Raw genomic sequence first — 15848 nt, 5'->3', positions numbered from 1 at the left:
TGCTGCCGGTCAGTGTTGGGGATGGTTCATCCGGTATTCGACCTCGATTTCGTCCCGGCCGATGGCTTCACCAGAAGCCAGCGAAATGACATTGCTCGCCACCTGCAGCGGTTCTGTCGGAGCGCTGCTCGCCGCCGCATGCAGCCGCTCCACCACCCAGCGCAGGGCGCGATCGTTGTTGTTGGTCAGGTTCCACTGGATCGTCTCACGGATCGGCGGAATGTCGAACGGCACATCGCGCAGCACCAGCGGCATGTTGCGCACAACCTTCTCGGCCATGCGGCGGTGCATCGTGGCAATGCGCTTTGTGCCAACGATCAGGCCGGGCAGCGAAAGGAATGTGGGCGCCACCACATCGATCCGGCGCTGCTGCTTCTGGCGGCGCACGAACCAATCGTCGAACGCGGCCACGCGCGCCTTGCCAAAGCGGGCAGTGACATGGCCAAGGCTGAAATAGAGGTCGCGCGTCATCGGCTCTGCCATCGCCGGATTTTCGCGGTCGCCCACCACCACGTAATCGTCCTGAAACAGGAGCTGGCTGGGATGATCGGCGGAAATCGCCAGATCGATGGTCAGCAGCAGATCGATATAGCCGCGCTCTATCGCCTCGATCGGGGCATCGTGCATCGGCTGGATTTCAAAGCGCAGGTTGGGCGCTTCGCTTTCCAGATCAACCAGCACACCCGCCAGCAGGACTTCGGTTGAATAGTCCGATGCCATGATGCGGATGGTGCGCTCCGCCGTGGCGGGATCGAACGGTGGGGCGACGGCCACCGTGGTGCGGATCTGTTCGAGCACGGTGCGCACCGGTTCGATCAGTTCCTCTGCCCGGGCGGTGAGGATCATGTTGCGCCCCTTCACCACCAGCAATTCATCGCCGAAGTATTCCCGCAACCTGCCCAGCGCGCTCGACGTGGCGGACTGCGAAAGGCACAGCCGGTCTGCCGCAAGGCTGACGCTGCGTTCCGTCAGCAGTGCATCGAGCGCAACCAGCAGGTTGAGGTCAAGCCGTCCGAAGCGCATCGCCATCTCCCTCGCCCTTCAATTCGTTGCGCTTTTGATCGCGAGCAGGGCGTTGGCGACGAGTGTAGCAGTGTCTCCGTCATGTGCAAAACCCGCAAGTTCGGCAGCAGGCGTCAGCAAGGGCGGCTGCGCGGCGAAGGCCGCTTCAAGCGCGCCATCCGGGGCATAGCTGACCAGATCGGCCAAAACGCCGCATTGGCTTGCAATCTCGCCCGCAAGATCACCCATCGCGATGCGCAGCGCTGGCAACGTCACGGCGCGGCCCGGTGGCAGAAGCGCACTGTCGAGCGTCAGCGCATGGACAAAGTTCTTTGCGCACTGGCGCACCGATTGCGCCCAGATTGTGCCTGTGGCTGAAACTGGACAGGTAAAGCCCTCACCCGCCATAAGTGCATGGAACATATCGGACATGAACGCCGATTTCATGCCCGATGGGCCCTTTGGCCGCGCCAGAATGCCGGGCAGGCGCACGGTGACGCCATCGATCATGCCTCGGTTGGACAGCATGGCCACCGCATGCTCCATCATCGCCTTGTGCCCGCCATAGATCATCTTCGGGCTAAGCGGCGTCGCATCATCAACCAATGGCGGCAGCGGATCGCCGAACACAGCAATGGAACTGGCATAGACCACGCGCACGCCGGGTTTCAGCGCCGATGCCTCAAGCAGCAGGTCGTACATCGCATCAATGTTGATCCGCCGCGATGCAGCCGGGTCTGCCTCTGCCGCACCGCCCGGCACCGTTGCCAGATGGATCAGCGCATCGCACCCACCATCAAGCGCAGCGGCCCGCGCTGCCGGATCGCCCAGATCGCCTGCAATCGCGCGCGCGCCTGCTGCAATGCCGCCCGCTGCTGTATCGATACCGACAACCTCGTCACCGCGCGCCAGCAACAGCCCGACAATTTCGCGGCCGACAAACCCACCCGCACCGGTAACGACAACGCGCACAGCCTTGATCCTTGCTTTTGCAGGAAAGAACAGGGGCGGCAAACCGGCTGGTCACCGCCCCTGCTTCACCATCAGAAGTTGAAGTCTACCGTCAACCCGATCACGCGCGATGTGATGCCCGCTGCTGGCCATGCGCGGATGCCGCCATCGGCAGTTCCGGCAAAGTCGCTGGCAAGATAGGCGGTCGGTTCGCGCTCCTTGGTCAGGTTGCGGGCAAAGATCGAAGCGCTCCACTTTCCGTCCGCATCACGCACCCCGATGCCGGTGTTGATGAGCTCGTGCGCCGGATAGCGGTAGGCATCGCTGCCGTATTGGCCCAGCAGCACCTTGCTCTTGTAGACCAGGTTGGCGTTGATGAACGCTTCCAGATTGCCGCCGACCGCTGCCGAATACTCGGTCGAGATTGTGAACTTGTGCTTTGGCGCGTTGATGAACTGCTTGTTCGAAAGCGAAACGCCATCATTGCCGACAAAGCCCGTGGGGAAGCGGACATCGTTGAACTGATAACCGGCGTTCAGCGTCAGGCCCGGCATCAGCGTGCCCAGCGCGTTCAGTTCAAAGCCCTTTGACACCACCTTGTCGATGTTCTGCGTGACCGAGATCAGCGCGCCTGCGGCGTTGAACACGCTGGATTGCGTCTGGAAGTTCGCCACCTTGTTCCAGAACGCATTGCCCGAAAGCTGCACGCGGCCCAGTTGCACCTTCGCGCCGAATTCAATGGCATCGGCCTTTTCAGGCTTCAGCAGCACCACCGGATCAGTGGCGATGGTCGGCACCACCACAGCGGGCGGCTTGTATCCACGGGCGTAGGACAGGAAGATCGTCGAATCCGGGCTTGGCTTGAAGCTTACGCCCACACGCCCCGAAACGTCGTTGTCCTTCAGTTCGACCGTGCGGGTGGCCGTCAGCGTATTCACGCCGACACCCGTGGTATTGCGATAGTTCGAATAGCGCAGACCGCCGAACAGATCGACCTGATCGGACACTGGCACGGTTACATCGGTAAACAGCGCGAAGATGCGATTGTTGGTGTCTTCATAGCTGAATGAAAGCGGGACCGCGCAGAAGATGCCGAGGTTCTGGCACACGCTAAAGCCGGTGCGGTTGCCCAGCGTGACATTGCCAAAGGTGTTGCCATTGACCGGCGTCGTTTCCAGATCGAACCGCGAATAGAGCGCGCCGACCAGCACGTTGAGGCCTTCGTTTTGATAATCGAGACGCAGTTCCTGGCTGAACTGCTTGGATTCGCTTTCGATGTTCTCATTGCGGGCGGCAACACCCAAGCGGCGCGAGAAGTTGACCGTGTCGGTTTCACGATCAAGCATGCGATAAGCCGTGACCGAGGTGAGCGACAGGTTGTCGTTCAGCTCGAAATCGACCGCGCCCGAAAAGCCCCTTGCGCTGTTGCGCATCGTTGCCTGCGTATCCTCGCAGTAAAACTCGGCCCGTTCGTTGATGACCGGAATCCCGCAACCGGCAGGATCGGTAAACGCGCCATTGGAAAAGACCGAGACGGGAAGCCGTGGCGCCGGTCCCGGACCATCTGGATCGACCAGCGTGCCGCTTGACGGGGCAATGGCGATGGCAAAGAAGTTCCAGCCGTTGATCTTCTGTTCGGTCATTTCAGCCGACAGGTTGATTGTCACCGTCTCTGAAGGTTCAAGCAGCAGCTTGCCGCGCAGGCCGTATTCCTTGGTGCGGTTGTCCAGATCGAGGAAGGTGTTGCGCTGCAGCCCGGCTTCACGCTTGAACTGGCCGGCAACGCGCAATGCTGCCTTCTCACCCAGCGGCACATTCACGCCGCCACGGATGGTCAACTCGCTCACTTCCGAACCGGCTGTGCCCTTGTCCGCAGCGTTGATCCCGCCCGAAATCGCAAAAGCATCGGTCGATGGCGCAACGGTGGTGATGTTGATGACGCCTGCCGATGCGCCTTGGCCAAACAGCGTGCCTTGGGGGCCGCGCAGCACTTCAACCTGCGCCAGATCGAACAGCAGCGGGAAGGTCAGGTTGCCCTGCGGCACCTGATCGACCACGAATGCCACCGATGGCGAAACGCTGGCGTTGAACACGCCGGTGCCAAGCCCGCGCAGGCGTGCGCCGCCGTTGACTTCGCCGCCCGACGTCTGGCTGATTTCCAGCGATGCGGTGGTGCGCTGCAGATCGGTGATCGAATAGACCTGATCGCGCTGCAGCTGTTCCTGCGTGGCGACCGTCACCGGCAGCGGCACGTCGATCAGGTTTTCCTCACGCTTGCGTGCGGTCACGATGATGGCGGCATCGCTGTCGTCACGAGCTTGGGCCTGATCGGCGGCTTCCACATCTGACGCGAAGGCCTGGCCCATCGCGCCGGAACAGGCGACCGCCACGGCCCCGACAGATGCCATCAACCGAAGGGTGTTGCGAAACTTCATGATGATCCTCCCCAAATGTTCGCCTGCGATTGCCGGTCGAATAATCCAAACTGTGTTGCCGCCGGGCAAAAGACCCCAGCCCAAACCGCAGCCCGGCCGGGCCGCGATCACTGCATCTACCTGAACAGCCTCAGCCAAAAGGAAAACACCCATTCTCGCTATGCTTCCATAGCCGGAACCTGTGCGTCCTCATGCGCCACAAGAGCGAAGCCTGCATGTTTCGCCCTACGTCCATTACCCGGCCAACGCCCGCCGTTTGTATGGATGGGTTCCTATCCACCGTTCGGATTTGTGCCCGCAGCGGCTTTCGCTAGTTCATGACACCATGACCGGGGAGAACATCAGCAGCATCGCAACGGCGCTTGTCGTGGGCGGAGGAATTGGCGGCATGGCAACGGCGATCAGCCTTGCCGAGCGCGGGGTGGCGGTCGATCTGATCGATCTTGATGCCGAATGGCGCGTCTATGGCGCAGGCATCACGATCACCGGGCCGACACTACGCGCATACCGGCGGCTTGGCCTGCTTGAGGAAATCAAGCAGCAGGGCGCGATCACCAGCAAGACCCGCCTGTTCCGCTATGATGGCACGCACATGCTCGATCTGGATGAACCGGTGATCGAGGAAGGCCTCCCCGCCACGGGCGGGATAATGCGCCCGGTGCTGCATCACATCATGCAAAAACGCGTGCGTGAACTGGCCATCCCGGTGCGGCTGGGGCTGACTGTCGATGCGCTTCAGAACATGGATGACCATGTGAACGTCGGCTTCTCAGACGGAACCTGCGGCAGTTACGATCTCGTCGTCGGTGCCGACAGCGTGTTTTCGAAAGTGCGCGATCTGGCCTTTCCGCACATGGGGCAGGCGCAGCCCACCGGGCAGGGCTGCTGGCGCATCTCGATCCGCAAGCCACCGGGGCTGGAAATGGGCGAGTTTTTCCTCGGCCACGCCAATCCCTGCGGCATCACCGCCTGTGCACCTGATATGGTCTATATGTGGATGCTCACCGCGCATGAAGAGCGCGAGAGCTTCATGTCGGATGACGAACTATTCGATACACTGAAGCTGCTGCTGGCCGATTTCGGCGGCAATGCTGGCTGGATTCGCGATAACATGACGCGCAGTGACTGGATCAACTACCGCCCGCTTGCCGCTGCCCTGCAACCGGCGAACTGGTTTGATGGGCGCATTGTGCTCCTTGGCGATGCCGTTCACGCCACCACGCCGCACCTAGCATCTGGCGCGGGTATGGCGGTGGAAAGCGGCATCGTGCTGGCCGAAGAACTGGCCCGGACCGATGATGTATCCACGGCCCTGCGCGCCTATCAGGACCGCCGCTACAGCCGGTGCCGCGATGTGATAGAAACCAGTGTCGCGGTTGGCCAGTTGCAACTCGATCACGGCGATCCACAGATCCATGCCAAGATGCTCGAAGGCGCGCTCAGCCGTCTCAACGAGCCGTTCTGACAGCGCTTTTCAAAACACAATACGGAGGGCCGAACCCTCCTTTGGGATGAGGATACGGCCATGACAAGGCACCACGAACCGGGCTTCATGACGGGTATCGCGCTGCTCTTGCCGATCACCCTGACGACGATGGCGATTGTCTTGCTGGCACCGATCGTGCCGCAACTGATGGCAGAATTTTCGCACGTCCCGCACCATGAATACCTCGTGCCGATGGTACTTACCCTGCCCGCACTTTGCGTGGCCATTCTCTGCCCGTTCGCAGGCATTCTGGGCGACTATTTCGGGCGGCGAAAGCTGCTGCTGGCGTCCTTCATCATCTACGCACTGGTCGGCGTCGCACCGGTTTTCCTGACCGGGCTTACATCGATCCTGATTTCGCGCGTGGGCGTGGGGATTGCCGAAGCGCTGATCTATGTGCTGTCCACCACGATGATCGGCGATTACTTCAAGGGCCAGCAGCGTGACCGGTGGCTTGCCGGGCAGACTGCATTCGCCTCGATGTCGGCCCTGCTTTTCTTCAACGTGGGCGGGATGCTTGGGGAATTCGGCTGGCGTGCGCCGTTCTGGGTATACCTTTCGGCACTGGCGATGTTCGTGCTGGTCTGGCGCTACACCTGGGAGCCTTCGGACGACGCCCATCCCGCCGCCGAAGCGCTGGCCCCACCGCGCAACCTGGGGTGGCAGGGCTTCCCGTGGAGCCGCATGGCGATGATCGTGGCAATCACGATCTACGGCTCGGTGTTCTTCTACACGATGCAGATTCAGGCGGCGAGCGGCCTTACCGAACTCGGGCTGACAAGCGCGGCGCGCATCGGATTTCTCGCATCGGTCGCCAGCATCGGCGTGCCGCTGGGGACGCTGGTCTATTCGCGGATCGGCCGTATTGGCGTGGGCAAGCTGCTGCTGGCCGAATTTGCACTGCTCGCCGTCGGGTTCCTGCTGATGGGGCGCAGCGGCACGGTCACCGGCTTCCTTATCGGCTGCTTCATCAACCAGTTGGGCGCAGGCATGCTGCTGCCAACGCTGCTGGTGTGGTCAATGAGCATCCTGCCGTTCGAATTCCGCAGCCGTGGCACGGGCTTCTGGCAATCGGCGTTCTCGCTGGGCCAGTGGCTCAGCCCGCTGGTCGTCACGTTCCTGGCGCTACGCACTGGCGGGTTGATGAACAGCTTCCAGATGCTGAGCTGGGCCGCCGCCGCAGGGGCTGCGCTCTCGCTGCTGGCCTTGCGCAAAACCGCGCATGGCTGACCGTCTTCCCGGCAAGATTGGCAAGGGAGGCGCGTATCCGGTCAAGAACCGTCGGTGATCAGCGTCCCACCATCGACCACAAGATTGTGACCGGTCACAAACCCGCCAGCAGCCGAGGCCAGAAACACGACGGTCCCCGCCACTTCGGCCGGCGTTCCGGGCCGCCGCAACGGGGTCATCGCCATGCGCCGCGCCATGAATGCGGCATCGTCAAGCAGCGGACGCGATAGCTCGGTGGCGATGAAGCCCGGTGAAATCGCGTTCACTCGCACACCCTCCGGCCCCCATTCCACCGCAAGGTTGCGCGCAAGCTGCGCCACGCCAGCCTTGCTCAGCGCATAGGCATTGATCCGCCCGTTGCCGCGCAGCCCGGACAGGCTTGAAACAAGGATCGCCGCCCCTCCGCCGCGCGCTGCGATCAGCGGCAGGGCATGGTTGCACAGCACCACTTGCGCGGTCAGGTTCACCGCCATAACTCGCTCATAATCGCCCATGTCGATCTCTGCGAACGGTCCCGGCTGGCCAGTGATCCCGGCATTGCAGACCACAATGTCCAGCCCGCCGAGCGCGGCTGCCCCGTTGTGGACAAGCGCAGCAATCGCAGCATGATCGGTCACGTCGCAGGCAATGCCTGGCATCCCCAATTTGTCCGCCACCTGCGCAGTGTCCAAGGCATCCTCGCTCGATATGACGACGCGCGCACCCGCCGCAATCAGCGCCTCGGCAATTGCCAAGCCTATCCCTCGCGTGGAGCCGGTGACGATCGCGCCCTTCCCTGCAAGGTCGAACGGGCTGCTCATTTGTGTTCGGGCCTATCCTCAGGCAGCGGCTCGCCATTGTGCAGATAGGCCGGAGCTTCGATAAGGATGAAGGCAATGCGGCATGGCTTGTCGGTGATGTTGCGCCACAAATGGTTGGTGCCGCGCTGCACGATGATGCCGCCCTGCCTCACCGCCTTCTTCGCACCATCTTCCAGTTCAAGCTCGATCTCGCCTTCCAGCACGATGCCGTAGTCGATCGAATTGGTGCGGTGCATCGGGCTTTCCTTGCCCGGCAGCATGTCGACAATCCGGATGACTGAGCCGCCATCGAGCGTAAGTCCTGCGTCACGATGACGGCCGTCGGTCTCATCATTGTTGTCAGCCGGAACCGTCGGCGTAGTCCAGATGAGCAGGAAAGACGCATCGCCAGACGGGATCATCCGCGTGGGGCTGATGTCTTCGCTTTTGAACACGGCGCGACCGCTGGCATCGTGGCCGGTAACAACACGCTGGACCGGCGGCAGGCCGGAATCGGACAGTTCCACTAATGGCTCCTCTGTTGCAAAGCGCAGAAGCATTGACACGCCAAGCGACGCAGCCCTCTCCTGCGCAAAGACTGACAGGCTTTCGGTAGATGGCCTTGAAAGCGAAAATCAAAGTCATTCGGTCGATAGCGTCCTATTGATGGAACGCGGATATTGCCGATGGCCAATCGCGATCACGCCGGCCTGCGCCTGCGCCGTATCGGCCACCGTGCCAGCAACAGAATCGTCCCCGTAATACTCATCACCAACCCGCCGACGGCAAACGCCAGCAGCCAAGGCGAGTTGAAGTCTTCGTGGTTTTTCCAGTCCATGATGTGCAGGCCCCAGAAGAAATCATACAGCCGCCACGTGCCGTTCCGCACGGCCGCAATCCGCCCGGTGGCTGCCGCGACATAGACCGAGGTTTTGTCCGGATCGGCAAAGGTGATTTTCCACGCGGGCAGAGCGGCGCGGTATTCTGTGCTTTCGGCCCGAATCAGGCCGACGTTCGCCACCCCCGGAACAGGCACCTTCCACGCGGCGGTGGCAATCTTGCGCGCCGTGGCTGCATCCACCATGCCGATGCGTTTGCCAGTGAGCGGATCAAACAGCCACGTTTGATCACGGCTGCTGGCCTCGGCCAGCAACCGTCCGTCGACGACGCGCAAGGTCACGGCATGAGCATTTCCCGCAGCAGCTTTCATCAGGCTCGCCGGGTCAATCCGGCCAATCTCGGCGGGAAGGACAGCGTGCGCATTGCGATCCAGCAGATGCTCGCCCCTCACCTCGCCAATCGGCAGCCACGCCATCAAGGCACCGCTGGCAAACCACAGCAGCAACTGGAATCCGATGACAAGCGCCAGCCATTTGTGGGTTCGGCTGGCAAGGCGATGGGTTGCGGCATTCATCTTCACGTGTGAAATCCAGCTTTCAATAAGGAGCAGCAGGTTGCGCGTTTGCGCCCGGATGTTAAGCGCTTTTCAACTCTGCCCGGCTAACGCAATTGCATGACATCGGCTGCCGTTTCCTCAGCGCTAGTGCTTCTGCTGGCTGCGACTTATGTCGGCTATCCACTGGTGCTTTTCCTGCTGCACAGTTTCAAGCCGACGCACCGCGATAGCGCAAGCCTTGCGTTGCCTCACGGCTTTTCCGTCACTGTGCTGATCGCCGCCTATAACGAGCAGGCCAGCATCCTTCACAAGTTGCAGACCGTGCTGACAGCAGCAGACAACAGCCCCTGGCCGGTTGCCGTCATAGTTGGTGATGATGGCTCTACCGATGCCACCGCTTTGCTGGCAGAAAGCATTGATGATCCGCGCCTGACAGTGGTGCGTTGCCCGCGCGGAGGAAAGGCATCCGTCCTGAATCGGATCATCGACATCGCGCAGGGCGACATTGTGGTCCTGACGGACGCCGACCCATTGTTCCTGCCCGACACCATTGGTGCGATCATCCGGCCCTTTGCCGATCCTGCCGTTGGTGCGGTCGCCGGGTCGGTTGCAGTCAACCGTGCGAGCGATGGAAAGCGGCGACTGGCACAGTTCGACAGTCTTTTCCGTGTCTATGAATCGTCGCTGCGCAGGGCAGAGAGCCAGTTGATCGGATGCAGCAGCGCTGACGGTGGACTTTTTGCAATTCGGCGCACGCTGTTTCCGGTGGTGCCGGGCGATGTCACCGATGATTTCTATATCAGCACAGCCGCTGTAGCCGCCGGGCAGCGTATCGTGTTTGAACCTGCCGCGCGCGTGGTGGAGGAAAGCATTGCGGGCAGCCGCCGCAACTTCCGGCGCCGCGTGCGTATTACCGTGCGCGGCATGACCGGACTTTGGCGGCGACGGCGGCTGATGAATCCCCTCGTTACCGGCGGTTATGCCATTGGCCTTATCGTTCACAAGCTGTTGCGGCGGCTGGCCCCGCTGTTCCTCGTCGCGCTGTGGCCGCTTTCGCTGATGGCGGCAGTGGAAGCGCAGGGGTTTGCAGTATGGTTCTGGGCGGCCACGTGCAGCGGCCTCAGCCTGCTTGTGCTATGCGGCCTTGCCGGGCTGGCCGAGGGCATTGGCTGGCCGCGCCCGGTGCGCATGCTGCACGGGCTTGCGCTGCACCTTGCCGGGCAGTTGACGGGCGTGTGGCAGTTCGCCACGGGCCGCCGCTATAGCCAGTGGACACCGGCAAAGTGAAGTGGGGATTTGCGCTTATCGGCACTGCTGCCGTGATCGGCTTCGGCCTTATGCTTGCGCCCGGATCGGCCCAGCCCGCAAAGCACGATCAGCACATCACCGATACGTTCGACAATGGCCTGTGCGCCCGATCAGACAACTGCCCTTGGTATATTCAGCAGCGCGTCAATGGCGAGGTTCGTGCCGATCCGGTCCCGGAACGCGGCGGGCTTGCGCTGCATGCGCTGGCGGGTCCGAAGCAGGGCGAGACGGTTGCCAAGGCGGCGCTGGTGGCCCGCATTGCGCCTGCGGGCACGGGCAGCGTGATACGCGTGTCGTTTGACATGATGGTGCCGCATGGCCGCCCCGGCAATTCGCTGCAACTGGTGGATCTGGAATGCGCGGACTGCGGGTGGTCGCACAATCCGGGCGTCCGCCTCTATTTGCGGCATGGAAGGTTGCGGATAGACCGGTCGAAAATTGATGTTGCGCGGGCGTGGATGAACGATGCCGGGCCGCAGATGAGGCACGGCCAGTGGCATCATATCGACTATGAAACGCACGTTTCGGCAGGAGCAGATGGCTGGGCGCGGGCCTTTCTTGACGGGCGCGAAGTCGTTGGCGGCACCGGGCGCACGATGATGGCCAACCGGATGAAGTGGATTGATCGGGTGCAAGTGGGCCTGACCGCCAATTCCAATCCTGAACCGGCTGAACTGTGGATCGACAATGTGGAGATCAATGTAGCTGCACCTGTCGGGAAAGCCCGGTGATGCTGCAGGCCCGCTGGATAGACCCGCACGAGGCGCTCGCTGATGCATCGCGCTGGCAGGCGCTGGCGGCGGGATGTGCCAATGCGAACGTGTTCTTTGAACACTGGGCGGTCGAGGCCTGTCAGGCCCTACCCGAAGGCACTGGCCTGCAGCTGCTGCTTGTTGAACACAGCGATGGTCAATGGGCTGGATTGCTGCCGCTGATGCCGTGGCGCGCGGGAGGGGTGACTATCGGCTGGCAGAACTGGGACCAGCGCGTGCGGGCACTGGGCGATCCGCTGATCGTGAACGGCCACGAGACCGAGGTATGGCAAGCCATGCTGGCGATGCTCGCGCAGGACGGACGGCAGCCGACGTTGCGGCTTTCCACATTGGACGAACAAGGCCCGGTCGGGCGCGCCCTGCTCGATATTCTGGGCGACGGTCGTTGGCCGCACCGGATCAGTCGGAGGCTGGAGCGGGCAGTCCTGAACCGGGGGCCATCCGCGACAGACTATTGCGCCACCAACATCCGCGGCAAGGTGCTCAAGGAATATCGCCGGTTGAAGCGACGACTGGCCGACCGGGGTGACTTGCGCGTAGAGCAGCTTGCCCCAGGAATTGCCGCGACCGGTTGGACCGAACAGTTGCTCGAAATGGAAGCGGCAGGATGGAAGGGCCGCGATGGCGTTGCCGCCGCGTGCGACCCGGTGTTGCAGGCTTGCGTTCATCACTTGCTGGACAATGCGCACCGGCAAGGCCGCCTGGACTTCTGGCGTATGACGCTGGATGGCGCGCCGCTATCGATGCTGGCCTGCCTCGAAAACGGGCAGGGTCAGGCCTTTCAGTACAAGATCAGCTATGACGAGCTTCACGCCGCCAGTTCACCGGGCGTGCTGCTCGAACTGGAATATCTGCAGGCGCTGCTAGACGGGGACCGACTGACCAAGTGCGACAGTTGCGCCCGCCCGGACCATCCGATGATCAACCGGCTATGGGTAGATCGCATGCCGGTCTGCTCGGTGGTGATCGGCCAGCCCACACTGGTCGGTCGCGGCATCGTGGGGCTGACCGCGCTGCTCGACCGGCGCAAGGCCAAATCGCCGACGGAAACCGCAACTGTTCCAGAGATGGCAACGAGCTGAAACATGACCAAGACCACCGCCCTTTTCACAGCGACCGGGCACGATGCTCTCGCTTGCGCCTACCCCGCCCTGCCCTGTGGCCTGAACCACGGGCTTGTGGGCCATCCGCTGTTCACGCGCGCGGCGCTCGAACAACTGGCTGCCAGCCTGCCTGCAACCCATATCGAGCATTCGATTGGAGATGTGCCGGTCAACCAAGACCCGTCGGCCACCCGGGTGGTGCCGATGACGGCAGCGGAAGTGGTGCGGACCATCGACACCAACCGCTGCTGGATGGTGATGAAAAAGGTTGAATACATTCCCGCCTATGCCCGGTTGCTGGAAGAGCTGCTGGCCGACATCGCAGCTGAAGTGACACCCCTGACCGGTCCGATCATCCGACCGGAATCCTTCGTGTTTTTATCTGCACCCGGATCGGTCACGCCGTTTCATTTCGATCCGGAACACAACATCCTGCTGCAGCTTGAAGGTAGCAAGGCGATGAACGTCTATCCGGCGGACAACACCGATCTGGTGCCGCAACTTGCGCATGAAGCATTCCATCGCGGCGCGCACCGAAATCTGGCGCACCGCGACGAGTTTGAAGCGCAGGCTCGGCCCTTTTCGTTGCACCCCGGTGATGCCGTTTACGTCCCGGTCAAAGCTCCGCACTGGGTCCAGAACGGCCCGACCGTGTCGGTTTCGTTCAGCGTCACATGGCGTTCGCAGTTGAGCGACGGCGAGGCGCGGCTTCATCTGGTGAACCACCAGTTACGCAAGCTTGGCCTGCAACCCGCCCTGCCCGGCCAAAACCCGCTGGCCGATCAGGCCAAGGTCAGCGCGCATCGCGGGTTCAAGGCGGTGACGCATGGTATCAAGCGGGCGCTTGGCCGCCAGCCGGACCGTACCGCGTATTAGGCGTTCAGGTCGTAGCAGCCGCCATCATGGCCAGCTGGCGCGATGCATTGGCCGTAAGATCAAACTCCTGCTCCACATGACGTCGCCCGCGCCGGGCCATTTCCAACGCGGCGGCAGGATCGGAGAAGATGCGCAGCAGCGCCTGGCCAAGCGCCGCGCTATCGCGTTGCGGCACCAGCAAGCCGGTTTCACCATCGCGGATCAGTTCCGGAATACCGGAGATGGCCGTGGTGATCGCAGGGCGCTGATAGGCAAGAGCCTCGATCATCACATTGGGAATGCCTTCCTGCCGACCGCTCGGGCCGATCACGCTGGGCGCAACGCAGACACTGGCGGTGCGATAGCTTTCGGCCACCACTTCGAATGGCTGCATACCGCGAAAGTTGACGCGGTCACCCAGCGACGCGGCCTTCGCCTTCAGCGCATCGGCGCTGGGACCGCTACCGATCAGGTCAAGCTGCCAGTTGCCAAGCGGCTCACCAACAGCGGAGAGCGCATCGAGAAGATATTCGACGCCCTTTTTGGGTTCCAGCGCGCCGACATAAAGTATGCGGAACGGGTCGGTTGGGGGCGCGGCGTCAACGGGATCAATGCGTGCCGTGTCGACGCTGGAATGGATGACCTGGATCGAGCGTTCGGCGATTGCAGGCACTGTCCGATGCAGGAAAGCCGCACCAAATTCGCTTACCGTTCGGATACCTCCAGCTTCGGATAGTTTGGCATCAAGCAGGCGCTGCGTGCGAAAAATGTCATGCGCGCGGCAGCTGACTGAATAGGGCAGGCCGCCCATCCGCCGCCCGATCCACGCCGCTGTTGCGGGGTGCCCGGCAAATTCGGCATGGACATGCTCGGCGCCCCATTCCTTTGCATCTGCTGCAATCGCCAGCGCTTTGGGCACAAGCGCCAGAGACTTGGCAGCAATGCGCGGCAGGGGGGCATAGGCTGTCAGAATGCGCCAGACGATGGCCGCCATTGCCAGCGGGCGACGTGCAACGCCTGATGCACAGGCGACAAGGCTTTCCCTGCCCAGTAGCGGAATGGATCGCACCCGCTCGCGCAGAGGTTCGGCAAAGCCGTGCAGGGTCTGGCTGTGTCGCCAGGCCGCAACATGATAAAGGCGCACCTCGTGGCCCAGCTCGATGAACTTCATCAGATCGCGGTAAATGAAGGTCTCGGTCGACTTGGGAAACTCGGTGACGATCACGGCGATCTTCATGGTAAAGTCCTGTTGTGCCGCTCAACCTGTGCCAGCATGCCCGCGCGCAAGCCGAGCGCAAGCAGGAGCCAGAGGTAGCGCAAATCCTTGTGCGGCATGAAAAACGATGCCGCCAGCAAAGCGGCCAGCGCCAGCATTATGGCAATCGCGATGGCGGAAAGCTCGTTGCTGGCGGAACGGGCGGCCTGCAGCAGTTGGCGGAAGACTTCCCGCACCAGCAGTGCAAACAGCGCAAGGCCTACCAGTCCGTATTCCACCGCCGTATCGAGGAACGTATTGTGCAATTCACGCGGTTCCAGAATGCGGCCGGGATACCAGCGAAACTCCGAACCGACATAATAGCTGGGAAAATTGCCCGGGCCGATGCCCCATATCGGTGATCCTGAAAGCAGATCACCGCCGATGCGCAGATAGGTGATGCGGCGAAACAGCGTGCGGTCCTTGGCAAAATCGCCGATAGCCATGAAACGCTCAACCAGTTCGGGCGGGGCAATTGCGATCAGCCCGATCACGGCCGCTATGCCCGCAAGGATCATCAGCGGAAACGCGCGATGGCCACGAAATCGCCATCCAAGCAGAGCAGCAGCCAGCGCCAGCCCGATCAGCGCGCTACGCGCCGACATCAGACCCAGCGCCACGATGCCCAGCGCCGTCGCGCCCAATAGCACCGGCTGCCAGCGCCGCGACGCATAAATGGTCATAACCATTGCCAGCACCGTGCTGACCATCAGCATCTGCGCAGCCGTAGTCGGGTTTTCATCCGATCCGCCCGAGGAGCGGGCCGCGCCTTCGAATTCGGCGGTGGTGGCAGCGATGGATGTGGCAACGAGGCGCGTACCGGTCTTGTATTCGATCAACACGATCACAGCTGCGACCGTTCCCGCCAGCACGATGGAACCTGTGACCAGCGTCAGATGGCGTGGTGAACTGATGGCCAGCATCACGCACAGCGCCGGAAGGATCGAACCGGAAAGCTTGATGATATAGTCGACACCTTCGGACTTGTGTGCGCTCATCGTCCAGCACACGATGATCCATGCCGAAAGGATCGCGATGAGGCGGACGCCGTAGGGCAGCAGGTGCAGACCTTGATCCGGGATGTTGAGGCGAATGGTCAGGAGCCAGATCAAGCTTCCTGCCACGAGCCCTGCAAACAGCATCTCGCCCGCGCTGATGGGCAGGCTGGCGGTAAGTCTGTTGCCCACGGCATCAAGTTGCGTAAGCGCAGCATAAAGCAGCGCCAGCAACAACAGCAGGTGCTGCACCGGCATCGCCATCAGCCGGTCCGGCGCA

The 15848-nt window shown here is 62.1% G+C and carries 14 protein-coding genes; 6 read left to right on the top strand and 8 right to left on the bottom strand.

The annotated features are described in order from the left end of the window. Positions 1-9: 9 nt before the first annotated feature. The 3 genes from Q8R81_RS06115 to Q8R81_RS06105 form a co-directional block, all read right to left on the bottom strand. Positions 10-1029: a LysR family transcriptional regulator gene (locus Q8R81_RS06115; protein ID WP_305616556.1), complete on the bottom strand. Its 1020-nt coding sequence runs from the start codon at positions 1027-1029 to the stop codon at positions 10-12. A gap of 12 nt (positions 1030-1041) precedes the next feature. Then, positions 1042-1974, bottom strand: coding sequence for an NAD-dependent epimerase/dehydratase family protein (locus Q8R81_RS06110; RefSeq protein WP_305616555.1), 933 nt, complete (start codon positions 1972-1974; stop codon positions 1042-1044). Positions 1975-2045: 71 nt separating this feature from the next. Then, on the bottom strand, positions 2046-4388 hold the full coding sequence (locus Q8R81_RS06105; RefSeq protein ID WP_305616554.1) for a TonB-dependent receptor: 2343 nt from the start codon (positions 4386-4388) through the stop codon (positions 2046-2048). A 325-nt stretch (positions 4389-4713) separates the two neighbouring features. Between Q8R81_RS06105 and Q8R81_RS06100 the strand changes: the two genes are divergently transcribed. Together Q8R81_RS06100 and Q8R81_RS06095 are read left to right on the top strand one after the other, a co-directional pair. After that, complete coding sequence (locus tag Q8R81_RS06100; RefSeq protein WP_305616553.1) at positions 4714-5853, top strand: FAD-dependent monooxygenase; 1140 nt, start codon at positions 4714-4716, stop codon at positions 5851-5853. Positions 5854-5913: 60 nt separating this feature from the next. Further along, a complete protein-coding gene (locus Q8R81_RS06095; RefSeq protein WP_305616552.1) occupies positions 5914-7104 on the top strand; it encodes an MFS transporter in 1191 nt (396 codons plus the stop codon). 41 nt (positions 7105-7145) lie between these two features. On the opposite strand, the gene Q8R81_RS06090 is transcribed toward Q8R81_RS06095, so the two are convergent. The 3 genes from Q8R81_RS06090 to Q8R81_RS06080 form a co-directional block, all read right to left on the bottom strand. Then, complete coding sequence (locus Q8R81_RS06090) at positions 7146-7904, bottom strand: SDR family NAD(P)-dependent oxidoreductase (protein ID WP_305616551.1); 759 nt, start codon at positions 7902-7904, stop codon at positions 7146-7148. After that, entirely contained in the window at positions 7901-8410 is a 510-nt protein-coding gene (locus Q8R81_RS06085) for a cupin domain-containing protein (protein WP_305616550.1), read from the bottom strand. The genes Q8R81_RS06090 and Q8R81_RS06085 overlap by 4 nt, the downstream gene beginning before the upstream one ends. Positions 8411-8583: 173 nt before the next feature. Then, positions 8584-9297, bottom strand: a complete 714-nt coding sequence (locus tag Q8R81_RS06080) for a PepSY domain-containing protein (protein ID WP_305616549.1) — start codon at positions 9295-9297, stop codon at positions 8584-8586. 99 nt (positions 9298-9396) lie between these two features. On the opposite strand from Q8R81_RS06080, the gene Q8R81_RS06075 reads away from it, so the two are divergent. Genes Q8R81_RS06075 through Q8R81_RS06060 form a run of 4 tightly spaced genes read left to right on the top strand, consistent with a single transcriptional unit; the run spans position 9397 to position 13339 of the window. Continuing rightward, positions 9397-10566, top strand: a complete 1170-nt coding sequence (locus Q8R81_RS06075; protein WP_305616548.1) for a glycosyltransferase — start codon at positions 9397-9399, stop codon at positions 10564-10566. Further along, positions 10563-11318: a heparin lyase I family protein gene (locus Q8R81_RS06070; RefSeq protein ID WP_305616547.1), complete on the top strand. Its 756-nt coding sequence runs from the start codon at positions 10563-10565 to the stop codon at positions 11316-11318. Before Q8R81_RS06075 ends, Q8R81_RS06070 begins: the two co-directional genes overlap by 4 nt. Next, the gene (locus tag Q8R81_RS06065) at positions 11318-12442 is read left to right on the top strand and encodes a GNAT family N-acetyltransferase (RefSeq protein ID WP_305616546.1); all 1125 of its coding nucleotides are present in this window, start codon (positions 11318-11320) and stop codon (positions 12440-12442) included. The genes Q8R81_RS06070 and Q8R81_RS06065 overlap by 1 nt, the downstream gene beginning before the upstream one ends. 3 nt (positions 12443-12445) lie before the next feature. Continuing rightward, positions 12446-13339: a JmjC domain-containing protein gene (locus Q8R81_RS06060; protein ID WP_305616545.1), complete on the top strand. Its 894-nt coding sequence runs from the start codon at positions 12446-12448 to the stop codon at positions 13337-13339. 4 nt (positions 13340-13343) lie between these two features. Here Q8R81_RS06060 and Q8R81_RS06055 read toward each other — a convergent pair whose 3' ends face one another. Both Q8R81_RS06055 and Q8R81_RS06050 read right to left on the bottom strand, forming a co-directional pair. Beyond that, entirely contained in the window at positions 13344-14555 is a 1212-nt protein-coding gene (locus Q8R81_RS06055; protein ID WP_305616544.1) for a glycosyltransferase family 4 protein, read from the bottom strand. Further along, the gene (locus Q8R81_RS06050; RefSeq protein ID WP_305616543.1) at positions 14552-15832 is read right to left on the bottom strand and encodes an O-antigen ligase; all 1281 of its coding nucleotides are present in this window, start codon (positions 15830-15832) and stop codon (positions 14552-14554) included. Before Q8R81_RS06050 ends, Q8R81_RS06055 begins: the two co-directional genes overlap by 4 nt. Between the last annotated feature and the right edge of the window lie 16 nt (positions 15833-15848).

Origin of the sequence: Novosphingobium sp. (assembly GCF_030696665.1) — a bacterium.
Classification (GTDB): Bacteria; Pseudomonadota; Alphaproteobacteria; order Sphingomonadales; family Sphingomonadaceae; genus Novosphingobium.
This window is presented reverse-complemented; position numbering and strand designations above follow the sequence as displayed.